Annotated in this window: 14 protein-coding genes; 4 read left to right on the forward strand and 10 right to left on the reverse strand. The window is 36.0% G+C overall.

Annotated elements, in window-relative coordinates:
• Positions 1-4: 4 nt before the first annotated feature.
• From MKX31_RS15435 to fdhF, 3 genes are all read right to left on the reverse strand, one after another.
• Entirely contained in the window at positions 5-349 is a 345-nt protein-coding gene (locus MKX31_RS15435) for a DUF2294 domain-containing protein (RefSeq protein WP_000039582.1), read from the reverse strand.
• Positions 350-464: 115 nt separating this feature from the next.
• Entirely contained in the window at positions 465-947 is a 483-nt protein-coding gene (locus MKX31_RS15440; protein ID WP_064476952.1) for a DUF1641 domain-containing protein, read from the reverse strand.
• Positions 948-959: 12 nt separating this feature from the next.
• Positions 960-3,899, reverse strand: coding sequence for a formate dehydrogenase subunit alpha (gene fdhF / locus MKX31_RS15445; protein ID WP_340981124.1), 2,940 nt, complete (start codon positions 3,897-3,899; stop codon positions 960-962).
• Between the two features lie 296 nt (positions 3,900-4,195).
• Between fdhF and MKX31_RS15450 the strand changes: the two genes are divergently transcribed.
• Genes MKX31_RS15450 through gerSC form a run of 3 tightly spaced genes read left to right on the forward strand, consistent with a single transcriptional unit; the run spans position 4,196 to position 7,965 of the window.
• Positions 4,196-5,734 (forward strand): spore germination protein, encoded by a 1,539-nt coding sequence (locus MKX31_RS15450; RefSeq protein WP_340981126.1) that lies wholly within the window; start codon positions 4,196-4,198, stop codon positions 5,732-5,734.
• Complete coding sequence (locus tag MKX31_RS15455) at positions 5,731-6,828, forward strand: endospore germination permease (protein WP_340981128.1); 1,098 nt, start codon at positions 5,731-5,733, stop codon at positions 6,826-6,828. Before MKX31_RS15450 ends, MKX31_RS15455 begins: the two co-directional genes overlap by 4 nt.
• Positions 6,829-7,965, forward strand: coding sequence for a spore germination protein GerSC (gerSC, locus tag MKX31_RS15460; RefSeq protein ID WP_340981131.1), 1,137 nt, complete (start codon positions 6,829-6,831; stop codon positions 7,963-7,965).
• A 68-nt stretch (positions 7,966-8,033) separates the two neighbouring features.
• Here gerSC and MKX31_RS15465 read toward each other — a convergent pair whose 3' ends face one another.
• The 6 genes from MKX31_RS15465 to MKX31_RS15490 form a co-directional block, all read right to left on the reverse strand.
• Positions 8,034-9,416, reverse strand: coding sequence for an amino acid permease (locus MKX31_RS15465; RefSeq protein WP_340981133.1), 1,383 nt, complete (start codon positions 9,414-9,416; stop codon positions 8,034-8,036).
• A 491-nt stretch (positions 9,417-9,907) separates the two neighbouring features.
• Positions 9,908-10,048, reverse strand: coding sequence for a hypothetical protein (locus MKX31_RS15470; protein ID WP_001116184.1), 141 nt, complete (start codon positions 10,046-10,048; stop codon positions 9,908-9,910).
• A 57-nt stretch (positions 10,049-10,105) separates the two neighbouring features.
• Complete coding sequence (locus tag MKX31_RS15475) at positions 10,106-13,468, reverse strand: tubulin-like doman-containing protein (protein ID WP_340981137.1); 3,363 nt, start codon at positions 13,466-13,468, stop codon at positions 10,106-10,108.
• A gap of 74 nt (positions 13,469-13,542) precedes the next feature.
• Complete coding sequence (locus MKX31_RS15480) at positions 13,543-15,642, reverse strand: vWA domain-containing protein (protein WP_064476958.1); 2,100 nt, start codon at positions 15,640-15,642, stop codon at positions 13,543-13,545.
• A 256-nt stretch (positions 15,643-15,898) separates the two neighbouring features.
• Positions 15,899-16,237, reverse strand: a complete 339-nt coding sequence (locus MKX31_RS15485) for a VOC family protein (protein WP_340981140.1) — start codon at positions 16,235-16,237, stop codon at positions 15,899-15,901.
• A 71-nt stretch (positions 16,238-16,308) separates the two neighbouring features.
• Positions 16,309-16,644 carry a hypothetical protein gene (locus MKX31_RS15490; protein ID WP_064476959.1) on the reverse strand — a complete coding sequence of 112 codons (336 nt, stop codon included), beginning with the start codon at positions 16,642-16,644 and terminating at the stop codon, positions 16,309-16,311.
• Positions 16,645-16,778: 134 nt separating this feature from the next.
• Between MKX31_RS15490 and MKX31_RS15495 the strand changes: the two genes are divergently transcribed.
• Entirely contained in the window at positions 16,779-17,168 is a 390-nt protein-coding gene (locus MKX31_RS15495) for a hypothetical protein (protein ID WP_064476960.1), read from the forward strand.
• Between the two features lie 40 nt (positions 17,169-17,208).
• Here the strand turns inward: MKX31_RS15495 and MKX31_RS15500 are convergent, their stop codons facing one another.
• Positions 17,209-17,928 carry a class I SAM-dependent methyltransferase gene (locus MKX31_RS15500; RefSeq protein WP_064476961.1) on the reverse strand — a complete coding sequence of 240 codons (720 nt, stop codon included), beginning with the start codon at positions 17,926-17,928 and terminating at the stop codon, positions 17,209-17,211.
• Positions 17,929-17,982 lie beyond the last annotated feature (54 nt).

Genomic DNA, 17,982 nt, shown 5'->3' on the forward strand with positions numbered 1-17,982 from the left:
TCTCTCACGTTATATTTTTATCAAAAACAAATACCGAAACTGCAATATCCTCTTCTACTTTCATATCTGAAAATAAATTCACTAATTTCGCTCCAACAAGTTCCTCCAAATGTTCACGGGAATTCGCAGCATACACTTCTTGAATCATTTTCGTTCTAGCCATATGAACCATTTCCGCACCGTCCATCGTACTTGAAATGAATTTTTCAGTAGGTGTTAAGTTTCCATAAAGGGTTGCAATCGCCATATTTTCAGCAAATACAGTATGAATTCTTTCTGGCCCTTTTCCGAAAAGTTCTTTTCGAAGTTTTCGTATCATATCATTAAATTCATGTACTTTTTTTGACATACAATTATACCTCCCAAAAGCCTCATTTTACTTTATTATATATTTTACCAAAATGATCCTTCCGCCCAAACTATTTCGTACAAACATTTGGGCGAAATAGTTCACTTCATGAAGTTTATTCGTCTTTTAACCCTTTCCCCATACCTTTTAAGAAATGAAGTCCAAACCCGATAGCACGGTTAATGTCTGGGTCTTTCAATACTTTCATAAGATCGAATACCCCTACTTTTTTGTTACTCTCTAGATGTTCATTACCTTCTTCTAGTCCTACTAATAAGCTACCTATAAGCTTTTTCGTAAGCCCCGGATCAAGTTCTGTTAAAGCACCCGCAGCACCCATCATATTATTAATTAAATTTGTAACAGGCTCACGAGTCACTTGGCCAAGAACAATCTTTGCGATTGGTTCTTTCGCCTTTAGCATAGAATTTGCAGCTTCTAGCATTCCGATGTCATTTAATTCCCCAACAATATTAAACATTTGCTTTAAAGCTTCTTCATTATTAGCTAGGAGCTCTTTTAAATCATCTAATTTTTGCTGTTTTATTTCTTCCTCAGTTAATTCTTGTTTTTGAATCATTTTTATAGGTGCAGCCATATTTTTCTCCTCCTACTTATCCGTTAAATGCACATACCCTGGACGTGCCCACTTACGATTTACCTCAATACCAGCTTGAGGATGACGTTTTTTATTACGCGGGTTCGCTTTTGGCATCGGATTTGCGCCATCAACTTCTAGCACTTCCATACGCACTTTCGTTTGTTTATAAGCAGGTGTATTCGTACGTACGTCCACAGCAGGACCTGTTAAGAAATTAATTGCTGTTTCATTATCTGTAGAGTTCATCGGTAAATATAACTCATTCGCTTTTACACGTTCTGTTACAAGTGCACGTAATTTTAATGCTCCAAAAGGAGAAACAAGACGAACTAATGAACCTGTTTTCACTCCACGTTCTTTTGCAAGTGCTGGAGAAACTTCAACAAACACACCAGGTACTTTCGTTTGAATACCTGTTGATTTATTTGTCATATTCCCTTCATGGAAATGCTCAAGCATACGACCGTTATTAATGTGAAGATCGAACTCCGCTGGGAATTCAGCTGGACGTACCCAGTCAGCAATCGCAAAACGAGCTTTTTTATCTGGGAAGTTAAATCCATCTTGGAAAAGTAATGGTGTATTCGTTCCATCAAAACTTCCCCAATGGAAACTATTCCATCCTTCAAGTACTTCATAATTTGCTTGTGAGAATAGTGGTGATAAACTTGCCATTTCAGCAAAAATTTCACTTGGATGGCTATAATTCCAGTTTGCTCCTAGTTTATTCGCAATCTCCTGCACAATCCACCAATCTGGCTTCGCATCCCCAAGCGTAGGAAGAACTTGATACAATCTTTGTACACGACGCTCTGTATTTGTGAAAGTACCTTCTTTCTCAAGAGACGGTGCTGCCGGTAATACAACATCTGCATATTGAGCAGTTTTAGATAAGAAAACGTCTTGCACAACGAAGAAATCAAGGCTTGATAACACTTCATGTACGTGGTTCGCATTAGAGTCTACAAGAGCCATATCCTCTCCGACAAGATACATAGCTTTCATTTTCCCTTCATCAATTGCGTGAAGCATTTCAATATTATTAAGACCTGGTTCACTATTAATTTTCACTCCGTAAGCCATTTCAAATTTCGCACGTTCCATATCGTTAGTAACGTGCTGATATCCAGGAAGCCATCCTGGTAAAGTACCCATATCACAAGCACCTTGTACGTTATTATGACCTCGAAGTGGATATGCACCAGCACCTGGACGACGATAATTACCTGTTGCAAGCAGTAAGTTTGAAATCGCAGCGGAAGTATCCGATCCACCTGTATTTTGCGTTACTCCCATACCCCAAAGAATACATGTACCATCTGCATCATGAATCATTTCAGCCATTTGAATAAGTATTTCTTTTGAAATACCAGTCATTTCTTCTGCATATTCAAGTGTATATTCTTTCAGACTCTCTTTGAAATCTTCAAAGAAGTTTACATTCTCATCAATAAATCGTTGATCGTGCCAGCCTTGGTCAATCATATATTTCGTAACAGCCATTAACCATACTTGATCTGTTCCTTGTTTTGGACTAATAAAGACGTCTGAACGCTCTGCCATTTCTGTTTTACGAAGATCAGCCACAATTAATTTTTGTCCGTGTAATTTATGCGCACGTTTAATACGTGTAGCTAAAACAGGATGACCTTCTGTCGGATTACAACCTACAATAATAACAAGACCGGATTTTGCAATATCTTTAATCGTTCCAGCATCTCCGCCCATACCAATTGTACGGAATAATCCGTCTGTCGCTGGCGATTGACAATAACGTGAGCAGTTATCAATATTATTCGTTTCAAATACTTGTCGAGCTAACTTCTGAATTACATAATTGTCTTCATTCGTAATTTTAGATGAAGAAATAAAGCCGACAGCATCTTTACCGTATTCTTCTTTAATAGATCCTAATTTACTGGCAACTACATTTAGTGCTTCTTCCCATGTAGATTCAACAAACGTTCCATTTTTACGAATTAAAGGTTTTGTAATTCTTTCTTTAGAATTTACGAAATCCCAACCGAATTTTCCTTTTACACAAGTAGAAATTGCGTTAACTGGCGCATCAGAAGAAGGCTGTACTTTAAGAATTTTACGCCCTTTCGTCCACACTTCAAATGAACAACCTACACCACAAAATGTACAAACTGTTTTCGTTTTCTTCGTACGAGTATCACGCATGGCCGCTTCCACTTCTGATACCGCAAAAATGCCGCTATATCCAGGCTCAACTTCTTTAATTAAATCTACCATCGGTTCAAGAATGTCTGGTTTTAATCCCGTCATAAATCCAGCTTCACCGAGCATCGTTTTCTCCATTAAAGCATTACAAGGGCAAATGGTTACACATTGACCACAGCTCACGCATGAAGAATCATTAATATTTACTCCTTCATCCCAAATAACTCGTGGGCGTTCCGCTTCCCAGTCTATTGATAACGTTTCATTTACTTGTAAGTTTTGACACACCTCAACACATTGACCGCATGCAATACATTGATTAGGATCATAGCGATAAAACGGATGCGTCATATCAACTTCACTTGCATCTACTTTTGGTTCATAAGGATATTTTTGATGTTCAATCTCCATTAATTCTGCTGTATTATGCAGTTTACAGTTCCCATTGTTGTTGTCACATACTGTACAGTATAATAAATGATTTTCTAGTAAACGATCCATCGCCTCTGTTTGTGCTTCTTTCGCATGAGCAGAATTACGTTCAATGTTCATACCTTCTGTCACTACTGCCGAACAAGAGCGCACTAACTTTCCGTCAACCTCTACAATACAAGTGTCACATGTTTGAATAGGATCTACTTCTGGCACGTAACAAATTTGCGGATGTTCAATCCCGTTCTCATTAATAACACCCAATATCGTTGAACCAGGCTCCGCTGTATACTTTTTTCCGTCAATTGTAATATGAACCATGTTGTTATTCATGGTCTTTCCCCCTTTTTGAGAATAAAAAAACTCCACCACGAAAATATACGCACCACATTTCGGCACGTTATTATCATGGTGGAGTAGTTTATTAGCACATCTTGCTAAAATACCAATCCATTTATTCATAAATAAAATGATAGATTCATAACAGATCATATCACGATTCCATCTTTAACACTATAATTATAGCGTTAAAGCTAAAAATATACAATATAAAATTTAAACTACGCATATGTCAGCACGGAACTATCCATAATAACCCATATAAAACATAACAAGGAGCAAGCGAACAAATGGGGTCTTTTAATAAATGGATACGTGGTGAAAAATCTTTCTTTGCACAAGAACAAGCTGATCACCTATTAAATAAATCTATCTCTTCCTCTCTTTCCCTTAATCTAAAGCACTTGTCCAAACTTTTTAGCGGTATTCCAGAATTAATTACACGCACTTTCCCGTTAAAAAACGGAAAAGAAGCCGCTCTCATATATATGGAAGGACTTGTAGATAAAACTGTTATTAACATTGATATTCTTCGCCCCCTCCTATTTAAAGAGTGGAATGAGGACGATTTTTGGGAATCTTCAGTTACAATCGGAAATGTAAAAAAAGTTCAGCAATGGTCAGATATTGAACAGTCCCTTTTACATGGTAAAAGTATTTTATTTATTAATGGACAACTTACAGCGTTAGAACTAGATACGCAATCGGCGCCAAAAAGGAGTATTGAAGAACCTACAACAGAAACTGCCATAAAAAGCTCACACGAAGGATTTAATGAGGTAGCGAGCGACAGTCTTGCACTTATTCGTCGATATATTCCAAATCGCGAATTAAAAGTGAAGGAATTCACTATTGGTGAACGCGCTACTTCAAAGGTTTTTTTGCTGTACTTAGCAGACGTTGCAAACGAAGATGTCGTACAAGAAATGGCATGCCGCATCGAATCAATCAAAGTGGATGCCATTATTACTACCGGAGAATTAGAAGGGTTTGTTGAAGATAATTCCTATACTCTCTTTCCGCAATTATCAATAACCGAACGCCCTGATACAACGGCCCATCACATTTTGGATGGACGAATTGCTGTTGTTGTAGACCGCTCACCCGGCGTATTAATTGGACCTATGACCTTTTCATCTTTTTTTCAGACGATAGATGATTACAGCTTTAGGCCAATGATTCCATCTTTCATTCGATTACTTCGTTTCACCGGATTATTTATTGCAATATTTGCACCAGCTCTTTATATTGCTATGATTTCCTTTCATTATGAAGTGATTCCTCTTAAATTATTGTTAACAATTGGAGAATCTCGAGCTAAAATTCCTTTTCCTCCTATATTAGAAGCACTTTTGATGGAATTAGTACTTGAAATGCTCCGCGAAGCTGCAGTTCGGCTTCCTGGTCCCGTTGGACAAACGATTGGCGTCGTAGGAGGGATCGTCATTGGACAAGCTGCAGTTCAAGCAGGAATAGTAAGTAATGTTATGGTTATCGTCGTATCGATTACCGCAGTCGCTTCTTTTATCATCCCCAACCTGGAAATGTCAGCAGGAGTTCGAATTCTTCGATTTCCAATGATGATAATCGCTTCTTTATTTGGGGTCATTGGAATTATGGTTGGGATGGCAGTTATCATCATCCATATTCTTTCTATGGAATCACTTGGTGTTCCTTACGGTAGTCCTTTTTCTCCGTCATTTGTTTCGGATTTAAAAGACATTCTTGTACGTTTACCATGGAAACTAATGAAGAAACGACCACTATCCCTTAACTTAAAACAAGAAAATCGACAACCAGATATAGAAGAAAAGGAGGAAGATAAGTGACAAAGCGTGCAAAGAGGGAGATTAGTTTATTTCAATACATTTTAACGATTAGTGGTGTTCAGGTAGGATTCGGTGTACTTACACTGCCACGCGAAGTAGCACAAGGGGCGAATACAGATGGATGGATGTCTATTATTATAGGATGCGCTATCACTACTTTAGTCAGTCTATGCATTGTAAAAATTATGGAAAAACATCCCGGTTATAATTTACTTGATGTGCTAACTCGTTATCTTGGGAAGTGGCTAGGAAGAGTAGGAATGATTTTTTGGATTTTATATGCTGTTCTTGCAGCTGTTTCATTAATTTTTTCCCTCTTATACGTTATTCACATTTGGATTTTACCTAGATCTCCGATGTTTTTAATTATGATGTTACTATCTATTCCAATGGTTATGCTCGCATGTAAAGGTGTTCTTATTATTAGTCGCTATGCTGTTTTTACTGTCTTATTTACACTCTGGATGCCATTACTATTATTTATCCCACTTAAAGATGGGCATTGGGTCTATCTTCTTCCTCTACTTAAAGAGGGATGGATACCAGTTTTTAACACAGTAAAATCAACTATTATTGCCTTTCTCGGATTTGAGTTTGCATTCGTCCTTTATCCTTATCTCAGTAATAAATCATCTGCAAAAAAAGGAATCGTTATTGCAAATATGATTACTTTATTCGTTTACCTGCAAGTTACATTCGTTTCTTTCCTTTATTTTAGCCCAGATGGTATAACTAAGTTTTTATGGCCTACCCTTTCTCTCGTTACACCATTCCACTTTTCATTTCTGGAACGATTTGAAATTATCTTTTTGTCATTTTATCTCTTCATTATTTTTGATTCTTGCATTCCTTATATTTTTACTGCCTCAGATGGAATCAATCAATTACTTAACAAAAAAGGGAGTTCATTACCTATTTGGTTATTGTTATTCGGGTGTGTTTTCGTTTTATTCTTTTATATCCCTTCTTCTTATCAAATAAGTGCCTTGCGGGATTTTTGGGGAACTGCAAGTTATTTTATCGTTTTTCTATTCCCAGTCTTCTTTCTCTTATACATGACACTTTATCAGCATTGGAAAAGGAGAAAAATTTAAATGAGACGCTTTATTCATTTCACTATATTTTGCTTTCTCATAATCTTTTTAACAGGTTGTGGAGATCGGCTCGACTTAGAAAAACAATCGATTTCATTAATTTACGGTTTTGACGCAAAAGCAAAAGGAAAATTAATTGTGTACCACGTAAACCCTATTTTTAATGAGGATGTAGAGAAAAAGTACGAAACTCATGAAGCGAAAGTACGTACGCCTCGAGAAGCAAAAGCCACGTTTAATAGTTCAAGTAGTGGCTTAGTGTCTACAGAAAAATTACAGCTCATTTTATTTAGCACGAAATTTTTAAAACAAGAAGGAGCTATGCCTTACCTTGATGTTTGGTATCGAGACCCTAAAAACACAGGAAATATGCGTATGGTTGCAGTAGACGGTCCAATTTCTTCAGTTATATATAATAACTTTAAAGATAAGCCTGCACTTCCTGAATATTTAACAGATTTAATTAATACGAACAAACTATACAATCGAACCGTGTTTACGACATTCCATGAATTTCATAGGCAAACTTTTAATAAAGGTATAACACCTGCTATCTCAGAAATAAAAAAAGGGAAAAAAGATGTGATTGTTACCGGCTCTGCACTATTAACTTCTCGTGGAATCTATAAAATGTCTTTAAATCGATATGAAAGTGCCCTTCTTCTTATGTTGCAAAAGAAAGCGAATATACCCGTTTCACTTACCCTGAAAATCCCTTCTCATTCAGTTGAAAGTAATAGTCATCTAAAAGATACCGTCGGCGACGATTTCGTAACAATAAATGTTCTTAGCATCAATCGTGATATCCATACAGGCTATAACGATAACCACTTTAAATTTAATATTGCAATGGATTTTAAAGTTTCCGTATCTGAACTTACATTCAACATGGATATAGATAAAGATAGAAAAAAATTAACTTCACTTATTACAAAACAACTAAACAAAGATTTAAACGATTTAATCCACAAAATTCAAAAACAGCAACTTGATCCATTCGGATTTGGTGATTATGCGAGAGCGTTTCAATATAAAGAGTGGAAAACGGTTGAAGACGATTGGCCGAGTGCCTTTTCAAAGGCTAATGTGAAAGTAGCACCTACTATTAAAATTTTAGAGAATGGGATTATTAAATAATAAAAACACGCTACCTGTTCTTATAAGTAGCGTGTTTTCATTTACATTACAATTATTATTTCAATGGACTATACTCTATTTCCATTTCTAACATTACTGTGTTTTTTAGCATATACAAAATATATAAATACACCTATTATTACCCATGCTACAAAACTAATTAACGTAAGCTGAGAGAGGTTCAAAGCTAAATATATACAACTTACTATTGAAACGATTGGTAAAAAAGGTACTAGCGGCGCACGGAATGACCTTTTCATATTAGGATGTGTCTTTCTTAATACAATAACAGCTATAGATACAAAAACAAATGCTGTTATCGTTCCCATATTCACTAAATTAGCTAATAAATTCAAATCCACTAATCCTGCTAATAAAGCTGCAATAATACCTGTAACCCACGTATTAAAAAATGGGGTTTGTAAACGTTTATGTACACTTGAAAGTCTTTTTGGTAACAACCCATCTCGACTCATCGAATAAGATACACGAACAAATGCAAACATAGCTACTAATAGAACTGTCGTTAGCCCCGCTATCGCCCCCACCGATAACAATCCAGCAATTCTATCTTCTCCCACAATACGCAATGCATATGCAACTGGATCAGCGACATTCAACTCCGTAAACGGAACCATTCCAGTTAATACAAATGAAACACCTACGTATAGAATGGTACAAATGAACAATGAAACCAGTAGCCCAATTGGCACATTACGTTGTGGACGCTTCACTTCCTCTGCAGCTGTTGCAACTGCATCAAATCCTAAAAAAGCAAAAAATACAGTAGCAGCACCTCCTACTACACCATGAAAACCAAAAGGTAGAAATGGTTGCCAGTTCTCTGGTTTTACATATTGTGTCCCTACAACAATAAACCCTACAATAACAGCCAGTTTAATAATAACCATTATATTATTTATTCGTGCACTTTCTTTTGCACCACGACTTAATAAAAATGTAACAACTAAAATAATAAGAACTGCTGGTAAATCAATAATTCCACCCTTTCCCATACCAGGTGCCGAAGCAAAGATCGTAGGGATGTGAATATTAAACCCTAGTAACAATGACTGAAAATACGCTGACCATCCTGCAGCTACCGCAGAAGTCGCTAATAAGTACTCCAACATAACGCACCAACCGACTATAAATGCAAAAATCTCACCTAGTGTCATATATGTATATGAATATACACTTCCCGAAACTGGAACTGTAGAAGCAAATTCAGCATAACAGAAAGCTACACACGCACATACAATCGCCGCTAATATAAACGATAATACAATCGCTGGGCCAGCATGTTTCGCTGCTACAATACCTGTTAATACGAAAATCCCTGTACCAATAATTGCTCCAATCCCTAAAAGAGTTAAGTCAATTGCACCTAAAGTTTGATTCAATACTTTTTTCTTTTCTTCATCCATTGTTTTCTTTATTAAAAGACTCATTCATTGAAACCTCTTTTTCAAGTTTATCTCTTACTTATTGCAATCTTTATTACTGTTCTGTTTAAAAAATAAAAATATACATAATTCACTCTCCATAAACTTAATAATTTGATAAAAGACTGAAAAATCAATCTTTTTAAACTGTAGTAAATTGTAAAACAATTAATTCAGCAACACATCACTAAGAATGCTGATTGAATTTATCATACAATTAATTATATTGTCAACAATAAAATTAATTAAACAATAACGGTTAATTATGTATCAAATGTTATTTTTAAACATAATTATTTTCTTGAAAACATTGTTCCTTCTCATCTTTATATTTATACTCATTTTTTTATATTGATTTTTATACATTTTTCATTATATGAAATTTAAGAAACATCATCGTATCCTTAACTGAACTGTTATCTTCAAATAACAATCCAGTTAAGGATATGGAACCATTTAAAGCAAATAAAAAGTGCAGATTTTCATCTGCACTTTTTTTATTCTTCTACTTCAGCTTCTGCACTGTTATTTTCAAGATGTTCCTTCTGAGCCTTTTCTTGTAGCTCAGCTGAAATCATTCCATAATAAATTTCTGGATACAATCCAAATATTTGATATACACTTCCTAAAAACGGCATCGGAATCCCTCTTTTCTAAAGTTGTATTGCCACTTTTAAGGATTCCCTTTTCATTCATTATACATTCGTTTTTGGCGTTTCCTCTTCATCATGAACGCTTAATAAATTTTGCCACTTTTTATAAGGAGCACTATTTGGATCTACATAACCTTTCGCGTACGAACGATCCCACAATTGTTTAATAAACATTTCTTTCTCTTTCTTTGCAACCATATCGGCACCTGTACCGTAATAGTTTTGGAAATACAATTCAATTTCATCAAGGAATAATCTTAATAATTCATCAGAAGTTTCTTCTAACGTTGGATCATATTTCGCCTCACGGTCATACATTAAAATCATATCTAAAATATTATGGACATGCTCTTTACGAAGCCATCTAATATCTTGAGCACCTAATACGAACGGATGTGTATATAAATGTCCGCCCTGTATCATAGCTTTTTCTTGTTCTTCTTCAAATCTGGACAATATGTTTTCATAAATAAACGGATTATGAAGCAATGCTCTGTGTAATTTGTAACTTTCATTTGAAATATTTTTTCCCATCGACTGAATTAAGAAGCTACGTCCAACGCCGTTATATTGATACACGAACTGACCATCAACAGCAACTAAACTAATCCAGCGATACATATACGCGTATAGAAGAGCTCGATTACATTTATCGTAATCCAATTTCGTTTGCGTTGCATTTAAGTCTGGCATGAATGCTGGTAAGTGCCAATACTTATCTAAATGCGGCGTTAAACTAGATTTTTTACTATTCAACTTGTTCACACGGCGATAGTATGACTGAAAATAATCACCTTTATCATTCATAAATCCATTTGCAATATGCCCTGAGGAAAGCTTAGGAAAGTCTTGCAATGATAAACCATAATGCGCACGATAACAAATGACTTCAAATGGCGAAAAAGCTTCATGTACTGTATCTTTTTCTTTAAACATTTCTTGAATTAATTCTTCTTGCAGTTCTTTCTTTAAGGATGGATGTATACCCCAATATTGTAATTCCCTATGGTGGGAAACTTTCGGAACGAATGGACTTGCTAAATGAAACAAGTCTTCAATTTTTTCACGAACGTATTCATCACGATCACGCTTCTTATAATCCGCTTCTTTTCGTAATGCCTCAACGATATTCAGCTCTAATTTATCACGATAGCGGATTTGTAATTCATCATAGCAATAACTTAGTATGTGCTCACGATAAAAGTCTTCTACCTTTTTCGATTGAATCTCTTCTGTTTTCGCATCCCGGCAATATTCCCCGTATAAACTCATATAAATTTCCGCAGATATATCTTTCGGTAATACACCTAAATTCAAATGTTGCTGCATATCTAGCCATATCTTTTCTTGCAACTTCTCTTCAGCTAATACGTATACATTCGTTGGGTTTGTTTTCCCTTCAAATTCCTTGCTTCGTTTTTGAATTTCAAACAATAAATTTTCACGCGTTTCATGTAAATTATCAAAAAACCTTTCCCAATATTGAATCATTTTATTAACTGCTTGATAAAGTGATTGATAAACGAGTTCTAATAGCATTTCTTTACGATACTCGTTTAATTTGTGTACGTACTGCGTTACAATATCTTCAAATTCTTTTTTAAACAAACGCTGCTGATTATTCATCACTTTTCCAAACCAGCCTTGTTGCTGCGCGATTTCTACTCGGCGAACAGCTGTTACCGTTCCATCAATATTACTCACATTAAATTTCTTATCGTAGTTTTGAATTAAATTACGCTTTTGCTCATTATTTTCATGTAGTCGATTCATTTTCTCGACTAACTGCTTTCGAATTTCATACAACATAAAACGAGCTGATACTGGATGCACAGGATCTGTTTTCTTTAAAAACCATGTATTTAATTGATAGGACTGCCCTTCAGAACCACTTGGTGAAAAACGGTCTGATTCAATCATGTCATACAATAGTGTCGTTACATGCTCATGTACACGGCTCGGAATCGCATACGCATATAAACGAATCGCATGATCCACCCTTGCTACTTCACCTTTCATTTGCTCCATCATTTTCAGTTTCGCAGCCGAAATTTTACACTCGTGCTGCAGACGGTTTAATTCCTCATCTTTTTGCACCGTACGCTGTACATAGCTTTCTACAGCCTCTAAAAACAGTTTAGATTTCGCCACACCAACTTTACCGCCCTCTGCTCCTTCACGCGTTTCATTGTACATTTGTCTATAGAAAATATGGGCCTGTTCTGGACGAGTAGCAAGATGTTCTAAGTCTTCTAAATAACTTTTCCCACGCTCTGGCTTTTCACGTTGCATCCCACGTTTTACATCTTGATCATATCTTTGCTTCTTCTCTTGAAACAATTGATCTAAATGCAGCCACGATTCATCTAAACCTTGCACAGCCCATTTTAAAGCACAATATTTTAACACGTGCTCATACGGATAAATAATCTTGGCCGTTCCTGCCCCACAATATCGCCCTTTCCCGCTTGATTCTGCTAATTGTTGAATTTGATTATCTTCCTGTGCAAAATGATTGGCAGACATCGGACTAAATAACTGTAAATAAATCGTATTTACCATTTGCTCCATATAATCTGATAAATTGTGCAGATGGTGTCCATGTAGATTTTCGTAATCGTATAAGAAACAATAATTGTACGGTAAATGATGTTGTTTAATCGTATGATTCGTTCTTCCTTCTTCATCTACTTGATCAGGTCGATATTCTAATTCAATTGTAACACCACCACGTTTGGATAATTCTCCAGTAGAACCGAGTGTAATGGCATGTAATTCTTTTAACGAAGCATAGCCGTTTGCTTGCACCGTTTCAAACTCTTTCGCACTAACCGTTCTCGTCTTAACTAAAACGTCCGGCATTAAAAACGCACCACGAATTAAAATGTTGTGATGCTGCAGTTTTTTCCGAAGCATTTCACGTAAATATAATGCAATTTGTAGAAACATCCCTGAACCTGTTCCGCCCGCTAGTGATGTTACGATAATGACACGCACTCCATATTCCGTTTGATCGCTTGTAACCGGAAAAATTTTCTCGATTTCTTGCCAAAAGGATGTCAATTTATCTTCTTTCATCGCAGCAAGTAACGCTAAACGGGAAATGACACGTAACTGTCCTGCCCCTTCTGTCAGTGGTTTATCAAGTATAGTCGGGTCCATCGGAAACCACTCTGGAATCGTTGGATCTCCCGCAATATACTCTCTTGGCGTTTTACTAGAACTCGTTTGCGTCTTAAACTTTCGAATATGATCAAATTTACTCAATGTATTCACATCTGTATCAAATACGTGCATTGCTACCTTTTTTCGGCGCTCCTCAGGTAGCCTTTCATATATTTGATGTGTCACAGTACTACCGATTCCACCTAAACCAATTAATATCGTTGGAACTTGTAACGTCATGTGAACCACCTTCCTATTCTTGCTTGTTTGAAAAGAGGGGGAGAAAGATGAGACTCCCTCCTTTTCCATACCTACTATTCACACTCATATTTGTAAATTTCTTTACCATACCCTCTATCAATTACTAAAAGTTCATTTGGATATAGCGTCTTATGTTCCATTCCAACCTCTTCCTCTGTTATAAACATTCCATCAATAATCATTCCTACTACTTGTGACTCTTTCGCTACAAATATCGATTTTGATCCTTTCTTCGCTATAAACGTAACGGATTGCACAGTCTTTCTTTCTGCTCGGAATGGAATGCCAAAATAGTGTTTCCACCATTTATTTTTAAGTAATTCTGGTTCAGATTGATATAACCAATCTTTCGCTACCTCTTGATCCCATTCGTAATACAATAGTGCTTTTCGGTGAAATCTTGGACGGATAATCCATCCTAAAACGATTATTCCTACTACTAACAGTAATAAAGTGATAGGAATAACAAACTTAAAAATAAGCGCATATTTTTCATAAAACGGTGCATTTTGAATATGAAGTGATATATTTTTCTTTACTTCTTGTAATTTTGAATCTTGTATAGTGATGGTAGCATCTACGGTGCCAGTATCTGTAAAATTGAATGTATCGGAGTAATGAGGGCGAGGATAAATATAAATTTGATTATCCTGTTGTTTTATTTCATAGTTGATTGATTGTTTAGATGTGACACCAGTAGATTTTAATAGTTTCTTTACAGCTTCTTCTGTCATCGGCTTACCATCTAACTGTGGTTGTATAATAAACGGTTTACTATTCTCTAAATTCGTTACTTTTTCTTCATAATCTTTCGTTATCGTTTGCAGTGATAATTTTGGTTTTTCCGTTACTTCGATTTTAAATTCTTTCGTCTGTCTGTAAAATCCCTTTATGTTCATATGAACTTTCCCGCGCACTAATCCTTTATCAACCTTCATTTCGTAGTAAAATACATGTTTTTTATCGTCCCACTTCATCGGGTACTGTTTTCCGTCTATTTCTACTTCTGCCTGAAAATATGAAGACTGAATTGGTAATTCCGTAGGCTTCGCTTCAATAACAGCAGTAACACCTTCGTACATTTTCCCCACATTTTTTTGACTACTATCGTCTTTGTCATAAGTAGAAACAGTATAGTTAAGCGCCGGTTCAACTAGTACTTGTAGTCCTTCTTTCTCAATATCTCGATCCACTTCTATCGTATACGTTCCTGGTTTAATAACTTCCTGATTTTCCGTACTTATATGAACTATATTTCCGAATAATTTCGCTTCTCCTGGTGCATGTATGGAATAGGAAGATTGTAATTGTAACGGTTTAGAAATTTGTGTGACCTGATAATTAGACAAAGAAGGTGATTGTCGTACAAGCGTCATGCGCTTTAACGGAAATGGTGTTGTAATCTCTACTTTCTTCCCTACTACTTTCGTTTTTACAATCGATTCAACAGAAGAGAACGGATCACGATTTGCAACTAATGCTGCCACTTGATTGACGCTTTTTACAATACCATCCTCTCCACTAGATGGCATCGTAACTCCGTTTATCTCTTTCTTCCATATTTCTTTAAACGTATTTAGTTGTGCCTTTTCTTGCTGTCCTAAATCCTCTTCCATCGTAATTAAAATTGGATGTAGCGATATCTTTTTTGTATCCATTTCTTTCTTAAACTGTGCTAACTTCTGTGTAATTTGTTCTTTTCCGCCAACCTTATCTTTCTCTAAATCATTAAATGCCCCGTCAGTTAAGACAATAAGCCAAAATTCACGTTTTCCATCTATATCTGCTTCCTTTTTTATAGATTGCATCGCCGTTTCTACTGCGCTAAACGGGGTATTTAAATACGTTTTCCATGCTCCAATTCCCTCAATTTCTGTTTGTCTCTTATCCTTCGTTAACGAAATGTTTAATGGATCATTCGGCTTGCTCATTGGAACATAAGAGAATTTATCTTTTTCATCTAATAGCGCAACTAAACTTTGCAAAGCATAATTGGCATATTTCCAGCGATCGTTATTTCTCATGCTGCCCGAATCATCATATACAAGTGAAACGACCCTTTCCTTTGCCTCCTCTCCTTTTGCAAAAGTCCAAAAAGGATGTAACCATATAAATAGAAACAACATGAATGTGGCACAAATTCGAATTTTCATGATGAGGCTTCGCCACCTTTGTAGACAAATTCCTATGTTTAAATTTATGAGAGGATACAAGATATATGACTTGTATTTTAGGACAACTAGCTCATCATAACTTTATTATGTAAACAGTTATATATACTGAATATGATTCCTTCTAGCGTTTTCTATCCGATAATATAAGTAAAAAAGCCTGTTTAAGCTCTACACTTAAAACAGACTTTTCCTACTTTTCACATTGAAAACAAACATCAAAAAGTTTGATTTTGAATTAACACATCACTTCAATTGTAAATCCACCAGGTGCTTCCACATAAAACGTATACGCATGTGCATGCTTAGGAGCCTCAACCAAAAATCCAGCTCCCTTCAACCTTTGATTTATCTTATTTACTTGTTCTTCACTTTCTTGAGGAAACCCTACATGAAATGTTTGCGGATAATGTACGTCTTTCCCTTTCATTAACGTTAATATAAACCCATCATTATCACGCAAAACTGCAAAACCATTTCCCCTTGTTCCGCTACAAGTTAAACCAAAATATTTTTCTAAAAACTCTCTAGCAGCTACTACATCTGAAACTGTTAAATTAAGATGTTTAATTTCCAAATCGTCACCTTCTTTCTTAATTTTCTAACATTTTATCATACAAATAAAAAACACGCCTTTCACAGCGTGTTTCATTGCTTCACATACACTTCAACAATCGGATTATCTTTATTATCCGCATGTAAGCGTAAATTCTCTTCACTTGTACTATAAATGCTAGCTAATAACATAATCGTTAACACATTAGGAGTTTTTGCATCGCTCCCGTATTTCCTTTCCAGCGCTTCCTTATATTCAAAATCCAAATCCCCCTGCACATATGTATACACTTCAAAACCATCTTCTAAATTGCAAACTACTGTATCAATAATATCTGCCCCAACTTGCTTCTTCATTTCCTCTCGCAAAGCTTCAATAAACTCTTCCCACGGTACTTCGTATATCTGAAACTGATCTGTAGATTTCATTACTTTTTCCTCCTTATATATCCTTCTCCTATATTTCCCCTTTCTATAACAATTATGATAGATAGGACATTCGTACAAGCCGCACTTGTCCCCATTACATATCGTATTACTGTAATGGGGAAGGAGGAAAGAATATGCATAGACAAAAATGTTACGATACGTGCCAACGTTATTTCGGTAAAGTCGTTCGAATTGAAGATCGTGATGGTCGTATTCATTTAGGCAAAATAATTGATCTGACAAAAAGCTCTGTATGGATTGAACCAGTGCAACAGCGCTCATCTTTTGATACAGGATTTGGATACTATGACGCATATGCAAACGGTGGCTGTGACCTTTGTGGTGGCATTAGCAGATGTGATAGTTGCGGATTTGGTTGTGGTGGTGGATTCAGCGGCTGTGGATGTGGCGGTCGTGGTTGTGGTAGTTGCGGCGGCTGGGGAGGCGGCGGTTGTGGCTGGGGCGTCGAACTCGGATTTGGTTTCATCTTCGGAATTACATTAGCTGCATTATTTTTCATTTAATATAATAAAGAGTTGACTATCTTTAGTCAACTCTCTTTCTTTATTTTTCACATATAAAAATACGATGACCTAAAATATGTTGGTACATAAGTCGTACATTTTCATGCTGTACCCATGCCTCATATAACTCATTCGGGACAAATTGTGATACATTCCATTCTGGCTCTTCTATATAGCCAGAGATCGTTTCTGCAATTGTACCGCCGCCAGCAATTGTAATTCTTTTAAAATTTGCTTTCTGAAATAATTGTACCCATTCATTCTCAGTTAATAGTTCTTTCATCCCGTATAATCGGGCAATTTTTTCTTCCTCATTCTTCTCAATGTGCCTATCAATAATCATTTCAATGACAACAAGCTTGCCATCCTTCTGTAATACACGATAGCACTCCGAGATAACCCTCTCTTTCTCTGTAAAAGCGAGTATCGATTCTCCGAGTACGAACTCAAATGAGTCATATAAGCAAGGTAATTGCTCTACATTCCCTTCAATTAATTGAATGTCTATTCCTTCAAACGACCATCTATCTTTCGCCTTTTGAATCATAATCTCATTCTTTTCAACCGCCGTTACTTTATAACCATACTCTTTTGTCATGTACGCCGCTGTTTTCCCTGTACCGCAGCCGATTTCAAGGACATTTGCACCATATTTAAAAGGCAATTGTGCTAACAACTGTTTTGTTAACGTAAAACCACCAGGATGAGCACTTCCTATTCCGTAATAAGCTAGGAAATCGATGTAAGTATTTCGTTTCATGGGATTCTCCCTTTTTTATTTTATATATTCGAAGAAGGAATAAAAGTGCATAGA

The sequence above is a fragment of the Bacillus sp. FSL M8-0063 genome (genome assembly GCF_038005545.1).
Classification (GTDB): domain Bacteria; phylum Bacillota; class Bacilli; order Bacillales; family Bacillaceae_G; genus Bacillus_A; species Bacillus_A wiedmannii.